Source organism: Paenibacillus hebaui (genome assembly GCF_051934385.1).
Lineage (GTDB): Bacteria > Bacillota > Bacilli > Paenibacillales > Paenibacillaceae > Paenibacillus.
Genome location: NZ_CP196836.1, coordinates 2,234,803 through 2,255,553 on the forward strand (window position 1 = coordinate 2,234,803; position 20,751 = coordinate 2,255,553).

General features: G+C 46.9%; 23 protein-coding genes, 1 tRNA gene and 1 pseudogene. 16 read left to right on the forward strand and 9 right to left on the reverse strand.

The features are described 5' to 3' along the window. Positions 1-1,617: a sensor domain-containing diguanylate cyclase gene (locus ACR32F_RS10265; protein WP_440118590.1), complete on the forward strand. Its 1,617-nt coding sequence runs from the start codon at positions 1-3 to the stop codon at positions 1,615-1,617. A gap of 72 nt (positions 1,618-1,689) precedes the next feature. Here ACR32F_RS10265 and ACR32F_RS10270 read toward each other — a convergent pair whose 3' ends face one another. The 3 genes from ACR32F_RS10270 to ACR32F_RS10280 form a co-directional block, all read right to left on the reverse strand. After that, positions 1,690-2,049, reverse strand: a complete 360-nt coding sequence (locus tag ACR32F_RS10270) for a winged helix-turn-helix transcriptional regulator (protein ID WP_440118592.1) — start codon at positions 2,047-2,049, stop codon at positions 1,690-1,692. 209 nt (positions 2,050-2,258) lie between these two features. Beyond that, a complete protein-coding gene (locus ACR32F_RS10275; protein ID WP_440118594.1) occupies positions 2,259-2,654 on the reverse strand; it encodes a DoxX family protein in 396 nt (131 codons plus the stop codon). Between the two features lie 58 nt (positions 2,655-2,712). After that, positions 2,713-3,705: a Gfo/Idh/MocA family protein gene (locus ACR32F_RS10280; RefSeq protein WP_440118596.1), complete on the reverse strand. Its 993-nt coding sequence runs from the start codon at positions 3,703-3,705 to the stop codon at positions 2,713-2,715. Between the two features lie 393 nt (positions 3,706-4,098). Here ACR32F_RS10280 and ACR32F_RS10285 point away from each other — a divergent pair. Then, positions 4,099-4,182: transfer RNA gene (locus ACR32F_RS10285), tRNA-Leu, on the forward strand. 196 nt (positions 4,183-4,378) lie between these two features. On the opposite strand, the gene ACR32F_RS10290 is transcribed toward ACR32F_RS10285, so the two are convergent. Further along, positions 4,379-4,564, reverse strand: coding sequence for a hypothetical protein (locus ACR32F_RS10290; protein ID WP_440118598.1), 186 nt, complete (start codon positions 4,562-4,564; stop codon positions 4,379-4,381). Between the two features lie 164 nt (positions 4,565-4,728). Between ACR32F_RS10290 and ACR32F_RS10295 the strand changes: the two genes are divergently transcribed. Beyond that, positions 4,729-5,883 (forward strand): sn-glycerol-1-phosphate dehydrogenase, encoded by a 1,155-nt coding sequence (locus tag ACR32F_RS10295; protein WP_440118600.1) that lies wholly within the window; start codon positions 4,729-4,731, stop codon positions 5,881-5,883. Between the two features lie 15 nt (positions 5,884-5,898). Continuing rightward, positions 5,899-6,087 (forward strand): hypothetical protein, encoded by a 189-nt coding sequence (locus ACR32F_RS10300; protein WP_440118602.1) that lies wholly within the window; start codon positions 5,899-5,901, stop codon positions 6,085-6,087. Positions 6,088-6,217: 130 nt separating this feature from the next. Here ACR32F_RS10300 and ACR32F_RS10305 read toward each other — a convergent pair whose 3' ends face one another. Further along, complete coding sequence (locus ACR32F_RS10305) at positions 6,218-6,814, reverse strand: helix-turn-helix domain-containing protein (RefSeq protein ID WP_024629188.1); 597 nt, start codon at positions 6,812-6,814, stop codon at positions 6,218-6,220. 439 nt (positions 6,815-7,253) lie between these two features. Here ACR32F_RS10305 and ACR32F_RS10310 point away from each other — a divergent pair. The 12 genes and pseudogenes from ACR32F_RS10310 to ACR32F_RS10365 form a co-directional block, all read left to right on the forward strand. Beyond that, positions 7,254-7,649 (forward strand): annotated as a pseudogene (locus tag ACR32F_RS10310) (phage holin family protein); the annotation flags it as partial. Between the two features lie 282 nt (positions 7,650-7,931). Beyond that, entirely contained in the window at positions 7,932-8,219 is a 288-nt protein-coding gene (locus ACR32F_RS10315; protein ID WP_440118604.1) for a Dabb family protein, read from the forward strand. Positions 8,220-8,392: 173 nt separating this feature from the next. Further along, positions 8,393-8,854, forward strand: coding sequence for a DUF86 domain-containing protein (locus ACR32F_RS10320; RefSeq protein ID WP_440118606.1), 462 nt, complete (start codon positions 8,393-8,395; stop codon positions 8,852-8,854). Between the two features lie 11 nt (positions 8,855-8,865). Further along, a complete protein-coding gene (locus tag ACR32F_RS10325) occupies positions 8,866-9,771 on the forward strand; it encodes a DUF4261 domain-containing protein (protein ID WP_440118608.1) in 906 nt (301 codons plus the stop codon). Positions 9,772-9,939: 168 nt separating this feature from the next. Further along, on the forward strand, positions 9,940-10,335 hold the full coding sequence (locus ACR32F_RS10330) for a YtxH domain-containing protein (protein ID WP_440118610.1): 396 nt from the start codon (positions 9,940-9,942) through the stop codon (positions 10,333-10,335). A gap of 226 nt (positions 10,336-10,561) precedes the next feature. Beyond that, entirely contained in the window at positions 10,562-11,371 is an 810-nt protein-coding gene (gene racE, locus ACR32F_RS10335; RefSeq protein WP_440119762.1) for a glutamate racemase, read from the forward strand. A gap of 209 nt (positions 11,372-11,580) precedes the next feature. Next, positions 11,581-12,795, forward strand: coding sequence for a M14 family metallopeptidase (locus tag ACR32F_RS10340; protein WP_440118612.1), 1,215 nt, complete (start codon positions 11,581-11,583; stop codon positions 12,793-12,795). 229 nt (positions 12,796-13,024) lie between these two features. Beyond that, positions 13,025-13,282: a hypothetical protein gene (locus tag ACR32F_RS10345; RefSeq protein WP_440118614.1), complete on the forward strand. Its 258-nt coding sequence runs from the start codon at positions 13,025-13,027 to the stop codon at positions 13,280-13,282. A 142-nt stretch (positions 13,283-13,424) separates the two neighbouring features. Next, positions 13,425-13,727, forward strand: a complete 303-nt coding sequence (locus ACR32F_RS10350) for an iron-sulfur cluster assembly accessory protein (protein ID WP_440118616.1) — start codon at positions 13,425-13,427, stop codon at positions 13,725-13,727. A gap of 21 nt (positions 13,728-13,748) precedes the next feature. After that, a complete protein-coding gene (locus ACR32F_RS10355; RefSeq protein ID WP_024629198.1) occupies positions 13,749-13,970 on the forward strand; it encodes a DUF1450 domain-containing protein in 222 nt (73 codons plus the stop codon). 165 nt (positions 13,971-14,135) lie between these two features. Continuing rightward, complete coding sequence (locus ACR32F_RS10360) at positions 14,136-14,417, forward strand: hypothetical protein (RefSeq protein ID WP_440118618.1); 282 nt, start codon at positions 14,136-14,138, stop codon at positions 14,415-14,417. Between the two features lie 175 nt (positions 14,418-14,592). After that, a complete protein-coding gene (locus ACR32F_RS10365) occupies positions 14,593-15,423 on the forward strand; it encodes an aldo/keto reductase (protein WP_440118620.1) in 831 nt (276 codons plus the stop codon). Positions 15,424-15,803: 380 nt separating this feature from the next. On the opposite strand, the gene ACR32F_RS10370 is transcribed toward ACR32F_RS10365, so the two are convergent. The 4 genes from ACR32F_RS10370 to ACR32F_RS10385 all read right to left on the reverse strand — a co-directional run bounded on the left by ACR32F_RS10370 (position 15,804) and on the right by ACR32F_RS10385 (position 20,517). Beyond that, positions 15,804-16,538, reverse strand: a complete 735-nt coding sequence (locus ACR32F_RS10370) for a DsbA family oxidoreductase (RefSeq protein WP_440118622.1) — start codon at positions 16,536-16,538, stop codon at positions 15,804-15,806. A gap of 95 nt (positions 16,539-16,633) precedes the next feature. Beyond that, positions 16,634-17,062 carry a cytidine deaminase gene (locus ACR32F_RS10375; RefSeq protein WP_440119763.1) on the reverse strand — a complete coding sequence of 143 codons (429 nt, stop codon included), beginning with the start codon at positions 17,060-17,062 and terminating at the stop codon, positions 16,634-16,636. Between the two features lie 88 nt (positions 17,063-17,150). Further along, entirely contained in the window at positions 17,151-19,148 is a 1,998-nt protein-coding gene (locus tag ACR32F_RS10380; protein ID WP_440118624.1) for an LTA synthase family protein, read from the reverse strand. Between the two features lie 214 nt (positions 19,149-19,362). After that, a complete protein-coding gene (locus ACR32F_RS10385) occupies positions 19,363-20,517 on the reverse strand; it encodes a THUMP domain-containing class I SAM-dependent RNA methyltransferase (RefSeq protein ID WP_440119765.1) in 1,155 nt (384 codons plus the stop codon). Positions 20,518-20,751: the final 234 nt, after the last annotated feature.

Genomic DNA, 20,751 nt, shown 5'->3' on the forward strand with positions numbered 1-20,751 from the left:
ATGATCGCACAGAATAAAACATCCAGATTACGAAAAAAAATGAATAATATTAAAAAAATTAGCCTTACTGCTCTCCTTAGTGGACTGGTTGCCATTGCAGTTCTGATGACGTTAACCATTATGTTCATCTCTTCTTATACATCCCAGAAGCAGTCGTTAATTGATAACACGCTTTCGCTTAACTACTCAAATGCCTTGCAGGTGAGCCAAGCGCTGGATTCGCTGTTCCAATCCATGCAGGAGAGCTTGAAATATGCAGCAAAATATGTTCCAGAGATCGATTATTCAGATACGAAAAAAATGGCTTCCACGCTGACTTTGATCCTCAACAGCAGTAATTATTTTAACGCGGTTTCTCTGGTCGATGCAACAGGAGTAATCCGGAGCTCATCCCCTTATTCGGAAAAAAGCGTGGGACAGCCTATAAGTTCTGATGTAGCCAAAGAAGCGTTCAAATCCAGAGCCTCCTATATATCCGAAGCATACCGAACGCCATATTCGAAACGAAGAGTCGTTTTTGTGAGTGAACCGATCTTCAGTCCAGCAGGTGAATTCAAAGGTTTGATTAGTGGGAGCATCTATTTGCAGGAAAACAACATCTTGAACCTGTCATTTGGTAGTCAATTGAAGACCAGCAATGGTTCTTATTTTTTTATTGTTGATGCCAAAGGAACACTGTTATTTCACCCGGACACACAAAGGATTGGTGAAAATATAAGTAAAAACAAGGTTGTGCAGAAGTTGCTCAACGACCAGACAGGTAAAGAACAATACATGAATCAGGCTGGTGTGGACTCACTTGCTGGTTATTACAAGGTACCAGCAACAGATTGGGGAGTTGTCGTAGTATCTCCAGCCCAGACGGTATATGATCAGCTGAATCATCATATCCGCCTGTTATTGTTGTACACTTCAGTGCCGTTTCTGATTCTGACGCTTATTGTTATTCGGGTCGCACGCAAGTTGGCCAGTCCGTTTGTTCTACTGGCTGATTTGGTTCATCAGGTAGACAAGGGCCAGGTGGAACTGCCGATCATGAAGCCACATTGGAACAGGGAAGCTGACTTGTTAACGCGCACCGTTCTGAGTGCTTTGGCGAATTTTCGAAAGCAGACAGACCAGCTCACCTATGATGCCAGAACGGATGTATTGACCGGAATGACCAATCGAAGGACGTTTGAAGAAGTTATTCAGCACTGGATTGATGGAGAGATTCCTTTCTCCATAATTGTCTTGGATATTGACCGTTTCAAATCCATTAACGATACATATGGACATCATGCCGGTGATCTGGTTCTGAAGCATATTGCCAGCATGATTAAGCTCTCGGTTCGAACGCAAGATGTATGCTCCAGATATGGCGGCGAGGAGTTTGTTGTGTTATTGCGGCATACGGAATCTAAAATAGCGTATCAGATTGCCGAACATATCCGTGTAACTGTCGAAGAAAGTGTGTTGCCGATTGATCGTTCCGTGACCATTTCGGCAGGTATTGCTGAGTATCCGCTGCATTCTACATCAGCAACGGAATTATTTCACTTGGCCGATAACGCGTTATATCAAGCCAAGGAAGAGGGGCGTAATCGTACGGTTACGATCCAAACGGTGGAAAAATAGTGGTTTTTCAAAATGGACGCCTACAAACAAAAGAAGCTGATCCCGTGTGAGAATGGGACAGCTTCTTTATGGTTACACCTCTTGTGATCTGGCCAGAACTTCGTTGGTGTACTGTTCTCCCCAGTCTTTCATGCTATAAATAATCGGACGCAGCGTTTCACCAAACGGCGTAAGCGAGTATTCGACTTTTGGAGGAACCTGAGGATAGACTTCCCTGTGTACGATCCCGCTGCTTTCCAATTCTCTTAACTGAAGAGTAAGCATCCGCTGGGTGATATCAGGAAATAATTTTCGAATCTCGTTGAATCTTAAAGAACCGGAGAACAGGTGATACAAAATGGCGCCTTTCCATTTGCCTCCGATGACACTAAGCGTTACTTCTACCGAACAACCATAAGGTCCAGGAAACGCCTTGGTCGGGTTCTTTCTCATTATAGGTGCACCTCCAGTTCGCGGTGGTTGTTTATGGTATCCATTAGAATACTACATCACATTATTGTACGTATGGTTCATCTATGAGCATATCATTTCTTATTCAGATTATAAACCCTATCCAAGGTCTGAGATTATAACGATAAAGAACCCCGGTTTCGTTTTACGAAACATCGAGGTTGTTAGGTATGAATTTGAAATAAATGATGCTACAGAATGGCATCCAGTGAGTACGCTCCAGCACTGGCAAGTGCGACACCGAGCAATGATCCGAGCATAACCAGATTATATTCGAATCCTCCATTCAGGTTCCAAAGTCCCTTTCCAGCGTGAACTTTAACAATGGCAACGAGCATAGGTATGATGAGCAAAATGGTGCCAACGATAGTCCACAGACCCGCGGCGAACAGGAATCCGCCAATGAATTCGAGGAGTCCTGCGCATACCGCCATGAATCGTGCAGGTTTCAGACCAATCGCTCCGAAAAATCCAGCGGTCCCTGATATACCTTCGCCACCAAACCAGCCGAAGAGTTTCTTGCATGCATGGCCCATCATAATGAAACCAATAACCAGTCGAATGATGAGTAACCCTGTGTCCAACATGTCATTATTTCCTCTTCTCTAGATATATAAAATCATTTGCGCTGTATACGTATAAACGTCATATTAATGAGGATAGAATCGTGTCACATAAGGCCATTGTTCTGATGTTATCCTTGCCGCTGGAATGCGGAACAGACTTGTTCCGGCAGCATTCCATGAAATGAGCCATCTCGCCTACGAATCCGCGCAGATAAAGGTCCCGATAAGCTCCCGACATGGGAGATCCGGAAGGGGTGAATACCGTATCTTGTTCTTCAAGAGACTTCCATGGAGGGGTGTCCCCTGTACGAGATTGATGAATCGTAATTGTGTTAATCTCATCCGCAGACGCAAATCCGTTATCAAAAGTGACCAATACACTTTCACTTTCGCGTGACCATGCACTCATCCCAGCAAAATATGCACTGCCCACCACACCGTTATCAAATTTCAGGGAAATACTCTGGTTAATATGTTCGCCGTTTTTACGGGCTGTGCCCGTAACTTGAACAGCTTCACCAAACAGGAAACGCATCAGGTCCACCATATGGATGGCGGCCAGTTTCATAAACTGTTCCTCATCCTTGCAGAACGGGGTACTGTCTACGGCGAATTTCAATTGGAAAGAACGTGCTTTACCCATGGAGCCGTCATCGATGAGTTCTTTGAGCTTCATATAGACCGGAGCGTATCGTTTCATAAATCCAACCATCACGACCACACCAGCCTTCTCGGCGGCGTCAGCTACAACGGATGCTTCGGCTGCGTTCCAACCGAGTGGTTTATCCACATACACATGTTTGCCAGCCTTGATACATTCGAGGGCAAGAGCAGTCTGATCTTGCGGCTGTGCCACAATAACGACGCCATCACAGTCTTCATGCTGTAACATGAGATGTACATGGTCATACGCTATTCCGTTGCTGCCAAAGCGCAACAGAGCCGCTTCGGAGCGCTCCATATTGCGGGTGGCAATGGCCTGGATTTCTGCTCCGGCTTCAATAGCAGAAGGATATATATTCGTGGATGCATGGAATCCGGCACCGATAAAACATAGTTTGGTTTTACTCAAATGTATCTCTCCTTAAATTTCATCTTAGGATCATTCATAGTTAATTGGTGTAGCTTAAATGCTGCAACATCTGTCAAGCGATTGTGTTATTGACGCTGTGTGGGGACAGGCTGCGGCCCAAGTGCCTGCTTGAAGTGTGCGGCATAGAACAGGTGTTTTGGGCTCTATGTGAATACAAATACCGATGTAGAGTATGTCCAGGAGGACATTTGTTTCTGCTTAATGCCTACGATAGAGCGTTGGGAAGAATTAAAAAAGGACATATGTCCTTTTTTGGAGTTTGAAAAAAGATATTGCAATCTTGCTTCAGAGTATGTATACTCTAAATTACGGTAAAACAAGTGATTGCTTGACCAGAATGCTTTTCATCCTGCATGAGAAGATACATATTATGCGGTCGTGGCGGAATTGGCAGACGCGCACGGTTCAGGTCCGTGTGGGCTAACCCCCGTGGAGGTTCGAGTCCTCTCGACCGCATCTAAGAAAAAGGCTTGTGTAATTGCTCTTAAGGCAATTCATAAGCTTTTTTTTGTTGTTTGAAAAAACAGAAATGATATGAATGTCTGCCTGATCCACCTTGCAAAGCATAGTAAAAGAGAGCCTAATCCGGCTCTCTCATATAAGGCTAAGATGTTACTTTTCTCTTAAAACTACTGTGCGTAATCTAATCATCTTATTGCTGCCGCTGACGTAGCTTGACTGCTGTACAGAGTCCTGCGAGGGCACCGGCAATCCCGAAAATCGCGACACTCGCAATGACCTCATACGACTGGTAGCGAAACAAAAAAGCAATACCGCTGCCAAACGTGGTTCCTGCAAGAAATCCAAGGGAAATCCCTGTTTCTTTGGTAATTATCATAGGTTCACCTGCTTTGGGAGTGAGTTATGGGTTTGCATACTTTGGATAATGGAAGTACAGTGTGATCAGGAAAATCATCAGCATTTATTTCCTTTTTTCATTTTGTGGTTTTGTTCAGGTAATTATGCATGATGCATGATATCTCATAGGGAGGTTAAGCTCGAATGAATATGAACGAACGAATTGCAGCATGGAACGAAGAAGCACAGCGGTGTACTTGTGGGCATGAACATCGATTGGTGCATATGCTGATTCATCTGGAGCATGGCGCAATTCAGCGATTGCCTGGTTATTTGTCTGAGCAAGGCTACAATAGGGTGACCGTTGTCCATGATCGGCATACGGCTCAGGTGGCCGGATATGATGTGTTGAGTAACATTCGGGAAGCTGGGTGTAGTGTGGATGAGATATGTATGCCGGAGAACCAGACAGGTGATGTTGTTGCCGATGAGGCAGCGATTGTTCAGGTATTGTTGGGCGTGAAATTGGAAAGCCAGGCCATCATTGCTGTTGGTTCAGGTACCATTCATGATTTAGTGCGATTTGTTTGTTCCAAAATGAACAAGCCGTTTCTGTCCGTACCGACAGCAGCTTCGGTTGATGGGTTTACCTCGGCAGGTGCACCGTTAATTGTAAGCGGCATCAAACAGACATTTCAGGCTGTAGCGCCTGATGCCATTTTTGCCGATATTGATATTTTGGAGCAAGCCCCTCAAGAGATGAATGCCGCTGGATTTGGAGATATGCTTGGTAAATATACTTCGCTTGCAGACTGGATTGTTTCCCGGGACATGGGCGGAGAGCCGTTCTGCCCGGTTGCTTATCGAATGACAGAAGAGGCATTGATTACCTGTGTGGACCATGTGAGAGATATCGCTGAGGGACGAGCGGAAGGTGTCACCGTATTAATGGATGCGTTGATTGCTTCCGGGATCTCCATGCTGATCATTGATCATTCCCGTCCGGCTTCCGGAGGGGAACATCACCTGTCCCATCGTTGGGAGATGGCCCTGATGGAAGCGGGGCACAGGCCTGTTTTGCATGGTGCCAAAGTTGGCGTGGCTTGTGCATTGCTTACGGCAAAATACAAAGAGCTCGCACAAACATCGGTCGAATCGGTTTTCGATATATATCATCATCTGCCTGAAGTATCTCAGCTCACAACATGGCTGGAAGAGGTAGGCGGGCCAACAACAACGGAACAACTGGGTGTAACCCCGGAGATGGTAGAGCATGCTTTGACAACAGCTCATACACTTCGTGATCGGTATACTGGGTTGAGATATATCAATGAAGTGCTCAATACGAGGAGGGTTTGATCCACGACATGAAGATTGATTGAGAGTGAGCTGCGTGGAGAACGGATTGTCTGGATCGTAGGGCAGGCTGTGATGGCTCTGGTGAAGGAGAAGGTGGCAAAGGATGGCGGATATACCCATAGCACACTGGAGAGCCAGGCGGCAACGTATCGTCCGGGAGAGAGGGTGCTCATCCATCTCACCTGGCGTAATAGCTTCCGTTAAGTCATTTTGTATACTGATGGATCATCGTGATCATTGGGTACAGGCTGCTCACCGAGCAAAGATTCAGTTATTCTAAAAAAGGCTCTGGCCTCCCTCAGGGGAGCACAGAGCCTTTTGGCTGTTCGCTAATTTAGTTGTTGTGACGATCCTTCAAGATGACATCTGCGAACAAAATAGTTTTTGGGATGCGGAAAAATTGTTCCGCTTGTTCCTGAAACGCAGCAGAAGGCAGCGTTCCCTGATGCAGCCATTTGCGGAAAGTGCCGGGGTGAACCCCGATCCAGTGGCTGACATCTGTCACCGACAAATCATGGACCATACACAAGCCTGTCAGAATACGGTTGCTAACCGGAGAACGGGTCACCGTACGCTTCATGAAACGGGAAGGCTCTGGCTGACAAATCACTGGGCTTTTGCGCACAACCTCTTCGTTAAAAAGAATGTGGCGCGGGTAGCCAAGCAATTGGCATGCCTTGTCCAAATTGGTACTGCCGGGTATTCGCCCCTCATATACCCACGCGCTAACGCTGCGTGATGAGATGGATAGGTCTTCGGCGAGCTGGGACAACTTGATATCATTGGCCATCAGCACGGCAAGAAGAACACGATTGCGGATTTGACAGCGTGTCGGTTTACGGAACCGTTTAACACGGACACCTTTCCCCAAATATTTACGGTTGATCAGAGACCACGCCTGGATGGAATGTTGTTCTGGTTGATTAGGCATATTTCCTCCGATTTTTTTAACCAAATACTACAATAAGTAGTGGGGTACTTTCAAGTGCCGGGTGCACCGGTTTCAAATGTAACCATGCGTGTTTCCGCTACAAAGGAGGAGTTATGAACTAGACCGCACGCAATTCACATCCTAGTATATTCCTAGATTACAATGTTTCACTAAATTTGAGGGAGTAAATTGATTATGAGTAAAAATAAAATTAGGTCATATAACCTAATGATAGGACTAAAGTACTTTTATCAAATTTTTGTTGATATGATGCGGTTTATTTCCATGATTTACCCATAAATATTCGATTTCCGTGAAAGAAGTCCATCTCCGATGTGCACAAATCTGAAATTAGAATTCCGTCAGTTTAGACAGGCAGGTGGCCTGTCAAACTCTCTTACTCTTACATATCTTGTAGGATACCCAAGTGAAAGGAAGAGTGAGAGACGTGAGTCCAGCTGTGAATACCTTCGCTGCTATTTCAGGCGCGTTTGTGACGTTTGCTTTTGGTGGATGGGATCAATTGCTTAGCCTGCTCGCGGTCGCGATGGCTGTGGATTATATAACGGGTCTCGCGGCGGCAGTAAGAACGGGTACCGGATTGAATAGTAACATTGGATTCTGGGGACTTGCCCGCAAAGGTCTAATTCTAACCGTTATTCTGCTTGCTCACCGAATCGACCTGCTTATGGGAACGGACATCATCAAAGGAGGAGCAATCTACTTCTATCTGGTGAATGAGTTAATATCCATAACTGAAAATTATGCCCGAATCGGTCTTCCGTTGCCAAACAAGCTCAGACAGGCCATTGCAGTGCTCAAGAAAGAGGATGCTCTGGCTGACCGTGAATGGGGCAAACCGAAGTTAAACGTAGAGAACCAAGAGACAACGGAGCAAGCAGCGGGAGCGGAACAGACCAACGAAACGAACCCAAGGGAACAGACGGATGACCCATCTCAGGCGAAAACGAAAAACGAATGAAAGCAGTACCGAATAGTTTTCATTTAAGAGAACGTTTCCAAGTATCCTTTCGCAATAGAGGGCGTTATGATATATTTTGGATACAAGAAAATTCATTCATCTAAAATTATTATATGCAAATGAGGTGCTTGTCCCATGATTAAACATATTGTTCTGTTCAAAATGAAGGATCGTTCTCCTGAAAGTGTTGAAGCTGCTGCTAAAGTTCTGCGTAATCTGCAAGGTAAAATTGACGTATTGGTTTCGCTTGAAGTGGGTATCGACGTACTTCGCTCCGAGAGATCTTTCGACATTTCCCTTACAGCGGAGTTTGAGTCACTGGAGGATCTGCAGGCGTATCAGGTGCATCCGCTACATCAGGAAGTCATTAAGTATATGAACGAAGTCAGAGAACAGTCGATTGCAGTGGACTACGAAATCTAATCTTTCATTCATTCTACTTTTATTAAAGGGGATTCTGCATGAGCGATCTAAGAGACGTTATGGAATTTTTATATATTTTTATCGTGTTTCTAATCGCTTGTCCTGTGATGTTATTCTGGCTTAAGCGAAGAGGAAAACGGAACAGATAATTCACTGAACGGGAAGTGAACGTATTGTATTATGTAAACAGGGAACAGATTGCCCGCCGGCTTGCTGCCGTTCCGGAGGTGGCCGAAGGACTTCGACGTGCATCACAAGCTTGGGATGGCAGTCTTATGTTGGGTCTGGTACAGGAACGTTGTCTTCATCTGGCGATCGAGATCGTTACCGATGTGGGGAGTTATCTCATTGACGGCTTTATCATGCGTGATGCAAGCAGTTATGAGGATATTATTCAGATTAACCACGAAGAGAACGTTTTTGACGATGCAACTTATGAGGTGCTTAGTCGCCTCGTATCGTTGCGCAAGCTGCTGGTTCAGGACTATTACAGCTGGGAGCGTGCTGAACTGCATCCGCTGAGCAGTGACTTGCCAGGCGTGCTTGAACGTTTTTCCAATCAGGTTAGTGCCTACGTGGAAAAAGAACTGGTACCCTTTCAGACTGTACAGGCCGAGGGACAGAGCAAGGAATGAGGGGAAACCGCATGACGAACGAATGGAAAGAAGATAGAGAAGAAAATCATGAAGCTAATGATGTACCTTCCGGATTTCATCCGGTTTATATGACTGAACTGCTGTTTCAGGAGCGTCCTGTAGTAGACCACGGACGGTTGCGTGAGGCACTCGGTCGTCATACTGGACAAGTCCGGCTTGACGTGAAGCATGGGAATGCAGAGCAAGACCCTGAGATGCTGGTTTTCTACCATCTGGACCATAAGGTTTCGTTTCAGGAAGGGGACATTCCAGCACAGACTTGTATGCTCCCGGTGAACGAAATTGCAGATCGCGCTCGCTTTGGGGGTGCTTTGCAGCAAGCCTGGCACTGGACGGAAGCAGGACAAGCTGTAGAAACTGCCCGATATTCCATCCGGCTTCATGATATGTTCACTGCTGCCATGCCTCGCAAAGAGCGGCTTGAATTGTTCCAGAAGACCATTCAGGCTGTGATGGAATGTTTGCCATGTGAGGCGATGTATTGGTACGGCAGTGACAAATTGGTTGAACCGGAAGCCTATGTACAGTCGCAGGAGCGTGAAGAACATCTCTATGCTGCGATGAATGTGCGCATGTATCAGGCAGGAGGCACGGAGGAACAGCGTCAGCTGGTGATGGACACGGTAGGTCTGTCCGCGCTTGGCGTACCTGATGTGCAGTGTCATTTCGTTGGACTTGATCCGGATACGGTAGCCCAGACCTTACTGGGTGCCGCCTATTACATCTTTGATCAGGGAGATGTTCTACAGGATGGGCAGACACTGGGATCGTCCGGTGGGCGTCGCTGGCGTTGTGAACATCAGGAGGCGATGATTGCACCAGGCCGATATGTGATTGATCTGGACCCGGGCGATGAACATGCGGGGGCTGCACTTGAGCCAGCCCGACAAACCTAAGTTTCATAACGACTGAGGTCGTGAAGTTGGTGTCCGAAAGTTATTTGTTAACCGGAGTGTCAGGTCAAGCCCTTGCTGCTTATACTGCATCAACAGAGTAGGCATTCGCCCGGATTGACGAGCAACTGGTTATCCGGTACTAATTTAAGGTAAAGGGAGAGATGAGACGTGAAGGATTCTAACAAAAGTTTGTTGTGGGGAGCATTAATTGGCTCGGTTGTAGGTTCGGTGACAGCTCTGTTACTGGCGCCTAAATCTGGACGCGAGCTGCGTCAGGACATTTCAGAAGGTGCACGTCAGGTGAGTGAGAAAAGTCAGGAACTGGCCGGCAAAGTGGGCGAACAAAGCTCGCAAATCGTATCCAAAGTAAAAGAAACGGCGGATGTCGTTATTCAGGATATTCAATCCTGGCGCAATTGCGCTGAAGGTAAAGAAGTGCGCGTATCCATGTTCATTAGCGATTCCGATTCTTCGATCGATTCAGCTACTAGCGATACAGCGAATGAGTCAGGCGTTGAAGTCATCGCGAAGCTTCCTGTGGATGATTCCAAGGATAGTATCTAAAGCAGCAAAGCTTGGCGTGAGCAGGCTTTCCTCAATCTGGAGGGGAGCCTGCTTTGTTGCGCGCAGTTGTGTCGAGTCCGCAGTGTGTGGTATTTTGTTTGAACCAAGCGATAAAATCAGGTAAGATGTAGGTACCTTTTTGCCGGAAAGCTCATACGGTAGGGAGAAAGCTCTGAAAACCAATCGTAATCAGAACCAATTCAATGAAGAAGGAAGCGGTGTGTTCGTGCAGCAAGCAATCGCTATATTAGACTCCGGTGTAGGGGGATTGACCGTCGCCAAGGAAGTGATGCGTCAGCTCCCGCGGGAAAAGATCATATATTTTGGAGATACTGCCCGGACACCGTACGGACCCCGTTCGTCCGAACAAGTTAAACAATTCACGGAACAAATCGTTGATTTCTTGATCCAGTTCGATCCGAAGGTTATCGTTATCGCCTGTAATACGGCTACGGCAGCAGCGCTCGACTATATTCGGGCCAAAGTGAATGTTCCGGTTATCGGTGTCATTCATCCGGGAGCACGGGCCGCAATTACTGCCACACGCACGGGCCGCATCGGTGTCATCGGTACGGTGGGGACGATTGGAAGTGGTGCGTACACCTCTGCACTCAAACAGTTGTCTCCTTATATTGATGTCATCAGTCAAGCTTGTCCGGCACTTGTGCCGCTGGTGGAGCAAGGTGAATTCCGTTCCGAGCAAACGACAAGTACGGTGAAGCAATCTTTGGGCCAGATCAAACTACAGCCGATTGATTGTCTTATTCTGGGTTGTACGCACTATCCTTTTCTCATGGATACCATTCAGGAGGTTATGGGACAGGAAGTGAAGCTGATCAGTTCGGCAGATGAAACGGCGAGGGAAATCAGTACGATTTTGTATGATAAAAGAAAGCTGGCCAGTGGGGATGAGACTCCGATACATCAGTTTTTCTGCACTGGAGACCCACGCATGTTCCAGAATATTACCCGCCAATGGCTCGGAGAGCAAATCTCCAAAACGCCTGTCGTCTGGCAGGTTACGCAATTATCGTAGCGTTTTTTGATTTCTATAGCTAAGAACCTTATAAGAATCCCGGGACCTTTAGCGTTCCGGGATTTTTTTAATCATATCAGCCATATTCAGAAGGGTTAAGCTTTGGAGTATGACGGACAACCCGCACTGCATACATATTACATACGGCAAGGGCACAGGTGAGAAAAGGACAGGAGATTACAGCGTTTCCTGCGGGAAAGGAGATTGACATGGAGCTGCAATGGATCATTGTTCATCAGGGGGATACCTTGTCGCGTATTGCGGCAGCGCACCATATGACCAGGGAGTTGCTGGCTGCACTCAACCCGGAAGCGGCGTCCCAACCCTATTTGCTGACAGGGCAGATGCTGCGCATTAGACCGGGAACGGGACGCAGGTATGCAGTACAGCCGGGGGAGAACGCATCCATGATTGCACTGCGTTTTGGGCTGAATGAACAAGAATTGCGCGAGGCCAACCCTGAAATTACGAACGTATCCGATTGGTGCGGGCGTTGTATTCATATTCCCGATTCAAATGGAAAAACGATAGTAAAGATACAGGGTGAGTATGGTTATCGTGAAATGAACCGTGATATCGGTTTGCTGGAAAAGAAGTATCCTTTTATCGATAGAGGTTCGATAGGCACCAGTGTCATGGGTAAACCCTTGCCATATCTGCGGTTGGGTCAAGGACCCAGACATATTCATGTCAACGCTTCTGTTCATGCTAATGAATGGCTGACGACAGCCGTTCTCATGCGATTTATCGAAGAATATGCCAGAGCGTATAACACGCACTCACCTTGGCACAGGTTCCAGACTGAACGCTGGATGCAGGAAACCACGCTATGGGTCGTCCCCATGGTCAATCCGGATGGGGTTGAGCTGGTTCAGGAGGGGGTAGTTAATGAACATCCCCAAGCAGAACAGTTGCTGGCCTGGAACGCAGGACGCGCACACTTTACCCATTGGAAGGCTAACATAAGAGGGGTAGATCTCAACGATCAGTTTCCAGCCCATTGGGAGGAAGAGGCGGCTAGAAGAGGGATGACATCACCAGGGCCAAGAGATTACGCGGGAGCAGCTCCATTATCCGAACCGGAGGCGTTGGCTCTTGCACAGTGGACAGAGCAGCACAACTTCGATGTTGTGGTTTCACTGCACAGCCAAGGGCAGGAGATCTATTGGAACTATCGAGACTTGGAACCCAAGGAGAGTGCGCCGTTGTCACGCAGACTCGCAAGAGCGTCGGGTTACAAGGCAGTCAAGCTGGGTGGGAGCGATGCTGGATATAAAGACTGGTTCATTCAGAAGTTTCGCAAGCCGGGCTTTACGGTAGAAGTAGGGTTAGGGGTTAATCCACTTCCTGTTGATCAGTTCGATGACATTTGTGTGGAGGTAGGTATGTTGCTGGCTGAGTTGTTATCGGACGGAGAACAATAACTAAAGCTTCTAAGTATGTTGATCTGTGTTTTTACATGATCAGGACGAGTGGAGATGAAACTTACTGCTTGTCCACTCGTATAACAGGAACGGGCGCTGTTACCGGCGTTCGTTTTTGGATCTGCATATTACATCAATCGTTCCGGATCGCTATGAAGCGGGTAATGATGGGTGTGACCATAACGTGTACCGAATTATTTCGGTGCAATAATCATACGGAGGGGTTCATATGAAGTGGAGAAGACTGCTGTCGTTCAAACGATGGACACAAGTATTTAAACGGCTACCCCGCTTGTTGCGGGCTCCGCAAATCCCTTTGGGCGAGAAGCTGCTGTTCATCATCCCGGCGCTGCTCTACTGGGTACTTCCTGACGTGATGCCGTTTATGCCTATAGATGATATTGGTGTGACGTTGCTACTGATGAACTGGTTTGTCAGTCGTGCAGAGCGCAAATATCCGGTACTTACAGCGGGTGCGCCGTCTTAATCGAATACAAAATGGGTAGTTTTAGCATGGGTTTGTCATCAATGTTATTGCGGAACGCAGTAACTTTCTTTACAATAGATGCTGGAGTTTAGAAATGCTGAAATTGTTGGAACCAGCAATTACAATATAGGAGATGAATGGAATGAACTGCAAAATTACACGTAATGCTGCTAAAGTATTGAAGCTTGAGTTGGACAAGCCTGAGAACGAGGGTAAAAAACTGCGCGTTGTGATTACACATGCGCATGGGGATCATGCTCACTACGGACTCGATATCGATACACCTAAAGAAAATGATACGGTTGTATCTACCGATAAAGAGATTGAAGTCATTCTTGAGAATGACCAGCCTTTGCTGGATGGCGTTAAAATTGACTACCTGTACTTCCCTGAAGAAGGATTCGTTATTACGAACCCATCCAAAGGCAACAACGGCGACCACTAAGGGAGCGAAGAAGGGGAACTCATGGCAAACGATATCCGTGTATGCGAAAAATGTAATCATATCAGACTAAAATCGATTGTAGCCAAGTTGGAGAAAATGGCTCCGGATACGGAGATCAAGATTGGTTGCAAATCGTATTGCGGTCCATGCGCAAAGCGTGCTTTTGTCTTTATCAACGGTCGGTACATTAGTGCTCCGTCAGAAGAAGAAGTGCTGGCAAAGGTCGCAAAATTCGTGAAGTAATGGTATAGGAAGCGGGCGAGAACCGCTCGCATAATTGTAAAGGAGAGGCTGGAGCCTCTCTTTTTTAGTTATCTAATTGAGGGAAATTATAGAATTAGAATAAGTCAGGCTTGCATCATGCATCCTAATAGGGTAGCAGGAACATGATCCCAAGGAGGAATACTCATGCCGAAGCGTTATGATTCCAGTTTGCAAGCTGATACAACCGTATCTCAGGCGCAGAATGCAGTGAACAAACTTCATTTTGCTGTTTCACAGGCAATGTCACATCCAACGGACCAGACTATTGAACAGGCGGAACGCCGTTTGGCGCATACCGAGCAGGCGATGCGACAGGCGGAGCTCTCGCTTGGAGGTCAGGGCGTTGAGTTGGCAGAAGAAATGTTCATTGAGGAGAAGAGAAGATTGAACTCGATCCAGAGTCAGCATGGGCAAGGGGATCTATAGGCGTTCCTGTCACACCAGTACCCGCAGAGCAGCATTGCTTTGCGGGTTATTTATGTGCCTTTGGAATACATTCCGAGAAATGGATCAATTTCAAACTGTATGTGAAGTGCCGCTTAAAATTTGGTGAGAAGGTTAATAGACCAAGAGCAGGCAAATTTCACACAGGAGGTACAGAATGACAAAACATATTACAGATTGTACGATTCTGAACAACGGCGTGACGATGCCATGGCTGGGATTTGGGACCTATCGAGCGAAGGGCAAAGAAGTACAGCAAGCGGTGGAGACTGCACTGGAAGTGGGATATCGAAGTATTGATACCGCGTCCGTTTATGGAAATGAAGAGGAAGTTGGACAAGCTATTGCGAGCAGCGGTATTGCTCGTAACGAACTGTTTGTGACGACCAAGCTCTGGAATGAGGATCAGGGATTTGATTCGACCTTAAGAGCATTTGAGGCCAGTCAAAAGGCGCTTGGATTGAATGTGATTGATTTATACTTAATTCACTGGCCAGGCAGAGACCAGTACAAGGAGACGTGGAGAGCATTCGAACGTCTGTATAGCGAAGGAAGCATCCGTGCGATAGGTGTGAGTAATTTTGAAGTACACCATCTGCGCGATATCATAGATGAAGGTGGAACGGTACCTGCGGTGAATCAGGTGGAGCTGCATCCGGGTCTGATTCAACAGGAGTTGCAGGATTTCTGCGGCGAACAGGGTATTCAGCTGGAGGCATGGAGTCCCATTATGAGAGGGAAATTGAATAAGGAATCAACCTTGAAAAGTCTGGCGCAAAAATACGGGAAAACGCCGGCACAGATTATTCTGCGCTGGGATATTCAGAACCAGATCGTAACGATTCCGAAGTCCGTTACACCGGAGCGGATACGCGAGAATGCAGATATTTTTGACTTTGAATTGACCCCGGATGAATTGAAGCTGATTGATGCGATGGATGCGGATAAGCGGACGGGGCCACATCCGGATCAGCTGTTTTGGGATTGAGTGAGGAGCTCAATCCTAAAATAAGTGTTTAATGATCCGCTTGTGGATGTTCCGGTTACGGATCGTTCGTCGTGATTTAAGATGTAATCATAATCCATTACACTGGATCACTACGTGTGCAGAACAATCTTACGATCGCCGTTATCCCCGGATCTTATTGATTCCCTTTCTTCAAAGGGAAAAATCCAGTGATAAATGCGAAGCATATGCTTCCGATGCAGCTTTCTTTCAGAAAGCTTTTAGCTCCGCTTCTCCAGATTTGTTCTGCCCTCTCCGTTATGGTGTGAATTATGAACTCATCTTATATTGAATGGGTAAAGGAAGTATAAAAAAGCAGCAGGATCAGGGGAGTATCCCTTGATCCTGCTGCTTTTTTTGTATTATTTGGATGGATCAGGTTGCGGCACTTCGCAGCCATCTTCGGTGCACACACCATTGCCTTCAGCGCCAGCTGTGGTGGATTCAACCATCGTGAAAGGGGAACGCTCGTCCCAAGCTTTCTGGATAGCATCCAGGAATACCTCGTCAGGCTGGGCGCCAGATACGGCGAACTTGCGATCGAATACGAAGAAGGGTACACCGCGGATGCCCAATTGCTCGCCTTCGGCCTGGTCAGCACGGACATTGTCACTAAATTGATCGCTGGACAACACAGCCGCTGCTGCATTGCCATCCAGACCCACTTGCTCAGCCAACTGGATCATTACATCGGTATGGCCGACATGTTTACCTTCCATGAAAATGGCTTGAAACAGACGTTCGCTCAGCTCAAGCATTTTTCCTTGCGTCTCAGCCCAGTGCGTCAATCGGTGAGCTGAGAAGGAGTTCGTAGGGATCATGGCATCGATGTTGTATTCCAGCCCGGCCGTGCGAGCATTGGCATTCATCTGGGCATTCATACCCTGTGCCTGCTCCACACTCATATTGTATTTGGCAGCCAGATATTCCGCGTTGGTCTTGCCGCTATTCAGTTCAGCATTTGGATCAAGTTCAAAACTTTTGAACTGTAATTTCACTTCCTCGCGGTGTGGGAATTGTGCCAGTACATTCTCCAGACGACGTTTGCCAATATAACAGAAAGGACACATAAAGTCGGACCATATTTCAATATTCATCGTAAAACCTCCATCATTATAAATGAAACTAATATAGTTACAATTATATAGCGACTTTCTATAATTCGCAAGGTGTGGATTCAGCCAACTTTAACTTATTTCTGATCCCGGTATGCCTTGGTCCAATGATAAGGCTGAATCTCGTCCAACCTCTTGTAAATTAATGCTCCATCCGGATTGTATACGGCTGCTTTGACATCTTCTCCCCAGAAAAACAATCGTTCCTGGCAAACTCCACAGGGTGTGAGAACCTTGAATTCAGCATGCTCATCATCTCGAGCCACACAGATCGAGTGGGTGACCCGCTCATTTAATTTATGAGCTTCCAGGTAGGCACCTGTTTCCATACACAGATGCGTGGCATCATTGATTACTTCTGGAGACACGCTGATTAACAGCGAACCGGCTTCGGTATAAACGGCAGCCGCGCCGCCCCAGCCTTGAGGGTAGCGTTGCTTAACAAAATGTGCAGCTTCTTCAAACAGCTTTTGTTCAATATGGAATGGATCTGTAGGTGATGTCATCATAACGTCTATAGCTCCTTTTATTTTTACTTTGGGTGGATTTCTAAAATGGGCTATAAATAGCTTCGTCAGTGTACGGACCTGTGTTTTAGGATGATGAGCCCGACGTTTGTTCCTCGCGGAAGCGTGAGATCAAGTCATACGTATTGAGCGTATCGGATACATGCAGTCGCTTCGTGGCTTCGGTATAACCGGAACGACAAGCATTAATATCCGTTTTGGTACGTGTGGGCAGGTCATAACAAGAACCGTTCTCGTAGATATAATCATCAGATGGAATATAAAATACGGAACCATCTGAGAATGCGCTGCTGCGCAGGACCACCATTCGAGAGGACCCGTCGTACACATCATTGCCCATATGATAGTAGGACTGATCGGATAAGCCAAGCAAATGAAGTACGGAAGGAGTGATGTCCAGTTGTCCTGATGGTTTATCGATCACTCCAGCATCAGCTCCGTCCGGTAAATGCACAAGTAATGGCACCTCGTTCATGATCTGCTCCATATCTAGATCGTTCAGCGAGCGTCCGAGAAATTGCTCATACTGTGGCTGTTCTTTAATGGAATTATCGTGATCACCATAGAACATAAATATCGTTTTGTCCCATAATCCCCGGTTCTTCAGATCCTCCACCATACTTCCCAACGCGGAATCGACGTAATGAACCGATTGCAGATAGTTACCAAACATCGTTCCTTTGAACTCACCAACATCTAATTGCTGTTTATCTTGTGGTAGTGCATACGGATGGTGACTGGTGAGTGTGATGAGAAATGAATAAAACGGTTTGGTCACTTCACTGCTCATTTTCTCAACCGATTGGCGGAAAAAGGACTCATCAGACAGAGACCAACCAAGTGGATCATCCTGAACATAATCATTTTTACTGTAAAACTTGTCGTACTTCATATTCTGATACATCGTATAACGATTCCAGAATCCGCTCTCATAGGCATGAAATACATTGGTGCTGTAACCATTTTCCTTCAGGATAGAAGGCAGGGAATCATAGGTATGGTCTGCGAAACGGACAAAAGCGGACCCAACCGGCAAAGGATGCAAAGAAATATTGGCTCCAAAGTCGGCATCCGACGTTCGGCCCTGACCTGTCTGATGATAAAAGTGGCTGTAGTACTGGCTTTCCTTCATCAACTTGTTAAAATGAGGCGTAATTTCCTGACCACCAATGGTCTGGCCAATCATGAAATTCATGAACGCTTCACCCTGCACAATGATGACATTGCTGTCTTTGTACTTGCCAAACATCGCATCGTTTAGGGGAGGTGCGTATTGTCTGTCCTTGAAATAAGCCCGCACCTGTTCCAGATCGGCCGGATCAACCTCTGGTCCTGAACCGATATGATCTTTGGCATAGCTGTACAGATCATAGCCATGAAAAGCGAGCAGTCCGGTAACGTTGTACATGGATACATTCCACCAGTTGTTATCGAACAACCCTTTGGCCCAGGTTTTGCTGTAGAAATAGATCGGGCCGACTGCGAGTCCCAGCCCCAGCACAAGGGCAATACTCCCAGCGGTGAGACGGTGGCGCATCCGCGCCTTGCTGTCGCTCGATGTATAACTCCCATAGCTTTTAACATATGGACCGGAGTGTTCCGAACGATAACGTCTGCTGAACAGCACGATAGCCGCGAACGGAATGACAACAAGCCAATCGGCAAAGAACCAGAGATCACTTGTGTAGATCAGCGTAGCAATACTGTCGCCCAATGCGTCAACTTGTCTCGCCTGCAACAATACCGGAATGGTCAAGAAATCCTGAAAATAGCGATAATAAACCATATCCGCATAGATCAGTGCGGTGAGCAGCAGATTGAGCACGACGAGTGATATGACCATGCCGCGGCGAGGCAGCCACCAGGTCCAGAAGGACAGGAGTAATAGTGAACCAATGGCAATGACTTTATCCAGAAGTTCCATCGTAATATTATAGGCGTGAAGATTGTGATGGAGCCACATGAGTTTAAGCAGCATGAACACAAGAAAAATAAGATATAACGTTAGTGGATGATTCAGAAGCCCGCGTGTCATAGAGCTGCGCGTAGGCCGAGTGACAACCATTATGTATGTCCCCCTTGCTTTCGTTGTTTTGTTATCGGAATGTAAAATAGGGCTCCATTCATTATAGCGTGGCCTCATGGCTTTTCAACTATGCCTCTGGTAGAATCGAATTCTGTCCAAGGAAAGCCGATGAAGGCCAATTCATATGATCAGAAGAGCGCACTAAAAAAGCGCCCCAGCCATGGATGGCAGGAGCACTTTGTATTGGCATTGATTAAGAAGATTGTGGTGTTTTATTTCGTGGAGGCAGTGGGCCCAAATACTGATAGTACTGGGTCTCAATTCGTCCGTTGAACAATTTACGACGCTTGTCTGCCTTGTGACCGAAATAATCTTCGAAAGCTTTGGTCGATGTGATCGCAAAAAAGGACCATGTCGGCATTTCGAGGTAACTGCGCCCTAATGTGCGGAGCAGCTTCTGAACTTCCTTCTCTTCACTCAAACGCTCACCATATGGGGGGTTGGTAATAATGACACCATATTCGCCCTGAGGTCTTGCGCGGTGCGCCGGCAGAACGCTGACTTCAATATCTTTGGCGAAGCCGGCACTCTTGATTGCTGCCTGAGCCACTTCGATGGCTTCCGGATCGATATCGCTACCTGAAATCTGTAACGGGATATCGTCACGCACAGCATCGAATGCTTCTTCACGCGCTTGTTCCCATAGTTCTTCAGGAATGACAGCCCAGTTCTCGGAGTTGAAGGTCCGACGAAGTCCTGGTGCAATGTTCCAGCCGATCATAGCGGCTTCGATCAGCATTGTGCCTGATCCACAGCATGGATCATAAAAGGGGCGGGATACATTCCAGCGACTGAGCTGAATAAGAGCTGCAGCAAGCGTTTCTTTGAGTGGCGCTTCGGTTACGAGTTTACGATAACCCCGTTTGTGCAGACCTGGTCCCGTCGTATCTAAAGTAAGCAGGGCGCGATCGTTCAGCAGAATGACCTCAATCACATAACGAGACCCATCCTCGGGGAACCACTCTGTGTCATAAGTCAGCTTCAACTTCTCTACGATTGCTTTCTTCACGATCCCTTGCGATGCAGGCACGCTGCTCAACTGGGATTTTTGGGAGCGACCCTCTACAGGAAATTCGCCGTCGGCTGGAATCCACTCTTCCCAAGGCAGTGCTTTGGTGCCTTCAAACAATTCGTCGAATGTCGTAGCAGGGAATTCACCCATTTTCACCAATACGCGATCCGAACTTCTCAGCCACAGATTACACCGGCAAATATCAATAAAATCTCCAGTGAAGAAAACTCGGCCATTGTCGATCGTAACATCCTCATACCCCAGTTGCTTCAGTTCCCGGGCGACAACAGCCTCGAGTCCCATCGCCGAGGTCGCAATCAATTGCAATTGAGCCATGTGATTCATTTCAACTCCATTTCAAGCCGGAGAAGGAATATCCTTCTCTCAGCTGTATAGTGACGGCGCGGCCTTGCCGCTTTCCGTGAAAAAACTTACAATGAGAAATGCGGTGAACGTATGCGTTCATCTTTCAAGGTGATGCAGCAGTCAACCGCCTGTGTTTGACAACAAACATTTATTATAGAACATTGGCATCCATATGGAAAGCAGTCCAAGTGTCCAAGGAGGATT

Bases quoted from the DNA above. Each gene is read 5' to 3' on its own strand.
- ACR32F_RS10265 (WP_440118590.1), top strand. From the start codon at position 1: ATGATCGCACAGAATAAAACATCCAGATTACGAAAAAAAATGAATAAT.
- ACR32F_RS10270 (WP_440118592.1), bottom strand. From the start codon at position 2,049: ATGAGAAAGAACCCGACCAAGGCGTTTCCTGGACCTTATGGTTGTTCG.
- ACR32F_RS10275 (WP_440118594.1), bottom strand. From the start codon at position 2,654: ATGTTGGACACAGGGTTACTCATCATTCGACTGGTTATTGGTTTCATT.
- ACR32F_RS10290 (WP_440118598.1), bottom strand. From the start codon at position 4,564: ATGATAATTACCAAAGAAACAGGGATTTCCCTTGGATTTCTTGCAGGA.
- ACR32F_RS10295 (WP_440118600.1), top strand. From the start codon at position 4,729: ATGAATATGAACGAACGAATTGCAGCATGGAACGAAGAAGCACAGCGG.
- ACR32F_RS10305 (WP_024629188.1), bottom strand. From the start codon at position 6,814: ATGCCTAATCAACCAGAACAACATTCCATCCAGGCGTGGTCTCTGATC.
- ACR32F_RS10315 (WP_440118604.1), top strand. From the start codon at position 7,932: ATGATTAAACATATTGTTCTGTTCAAAATGAAGGATCGTTCTCCTGAA.
- ACR32F_RS10325 (WP_440118608.1), top strand. From the start codon at position 8,866: ATGACGAACGAATGGAAAGAAGATAGAGAAGAAAATCATGAAGCTAAT.
- ACR32F_RS10340 (WP_440118612.1), top strand. From the start codon at position 11,581: ATGGAGCTGCAATGGATCATTGTTCATCAGGGGGATACCTTGTCGCGT.
- ACR32F_RS10345 (WP_440118614.1), top strand. From the start codon at position 13,025: ATGAAGTGGAGAAGACTGCTGTCGTTCAAACGATGGACACAAGTATTT.
- ACR32F_RS10350 (WP_440118616.1), top strand. From the start codon at position 13,425: ATGAACTGCAAAATTACACGTAATGCTGCTAAAGTATTGAAGCTTGAG.
- ACR32F_RS10355 (WP_024629198.1), top strand. From the start codon at position 13,749: ATGGCAAACGATATCCGTGTATGCGAAAAATGTAATCATATCAGACTA.
- ACR32F_RS10360 (WP_440118618.1), top strand. From the start codon at position 14,136: ATGCCGAAGCGTTATGATTCCAGTTTGCAAGCTGATACAACCGTATCT.
- ACR32F_RS10365 (WP_440118620.1), top strand. From the start codon at position 14,593: ATGACAAAACATATTACAGATTGTACGATTCTGAACAACGGCGTGACG.
- ACR32F_RS10370 (WP_440118622.1), bottom strand. From the start codon at position 16,538: ATGAATATTGAAATATGGTCCGACTTTATGTGTCCTTTCTGTTATATT.
- ACR32F_RS10375 (WP_440119763.1), bottom strand. From the start codon at position 17,062: ATGACATCACCTACAGATCCATTCCATATTGAACAAAAGCTGTTTGAA.
- ACR32F_RS10380 (WP_440118624.1), bottom strand. From the start codon at position 19,148: ATGGTTGTCACTCGGCCTACGCGCAGCTCTATGACACGCGGGCTTCTG.
- ACR32F_RS10385 (WP_440119765.1), bottom strand. From the start codon at position 20,517: ATGGCTCAATTGCAATTGATTGCGACCTCGGCGATGGGACTCGAGGCT.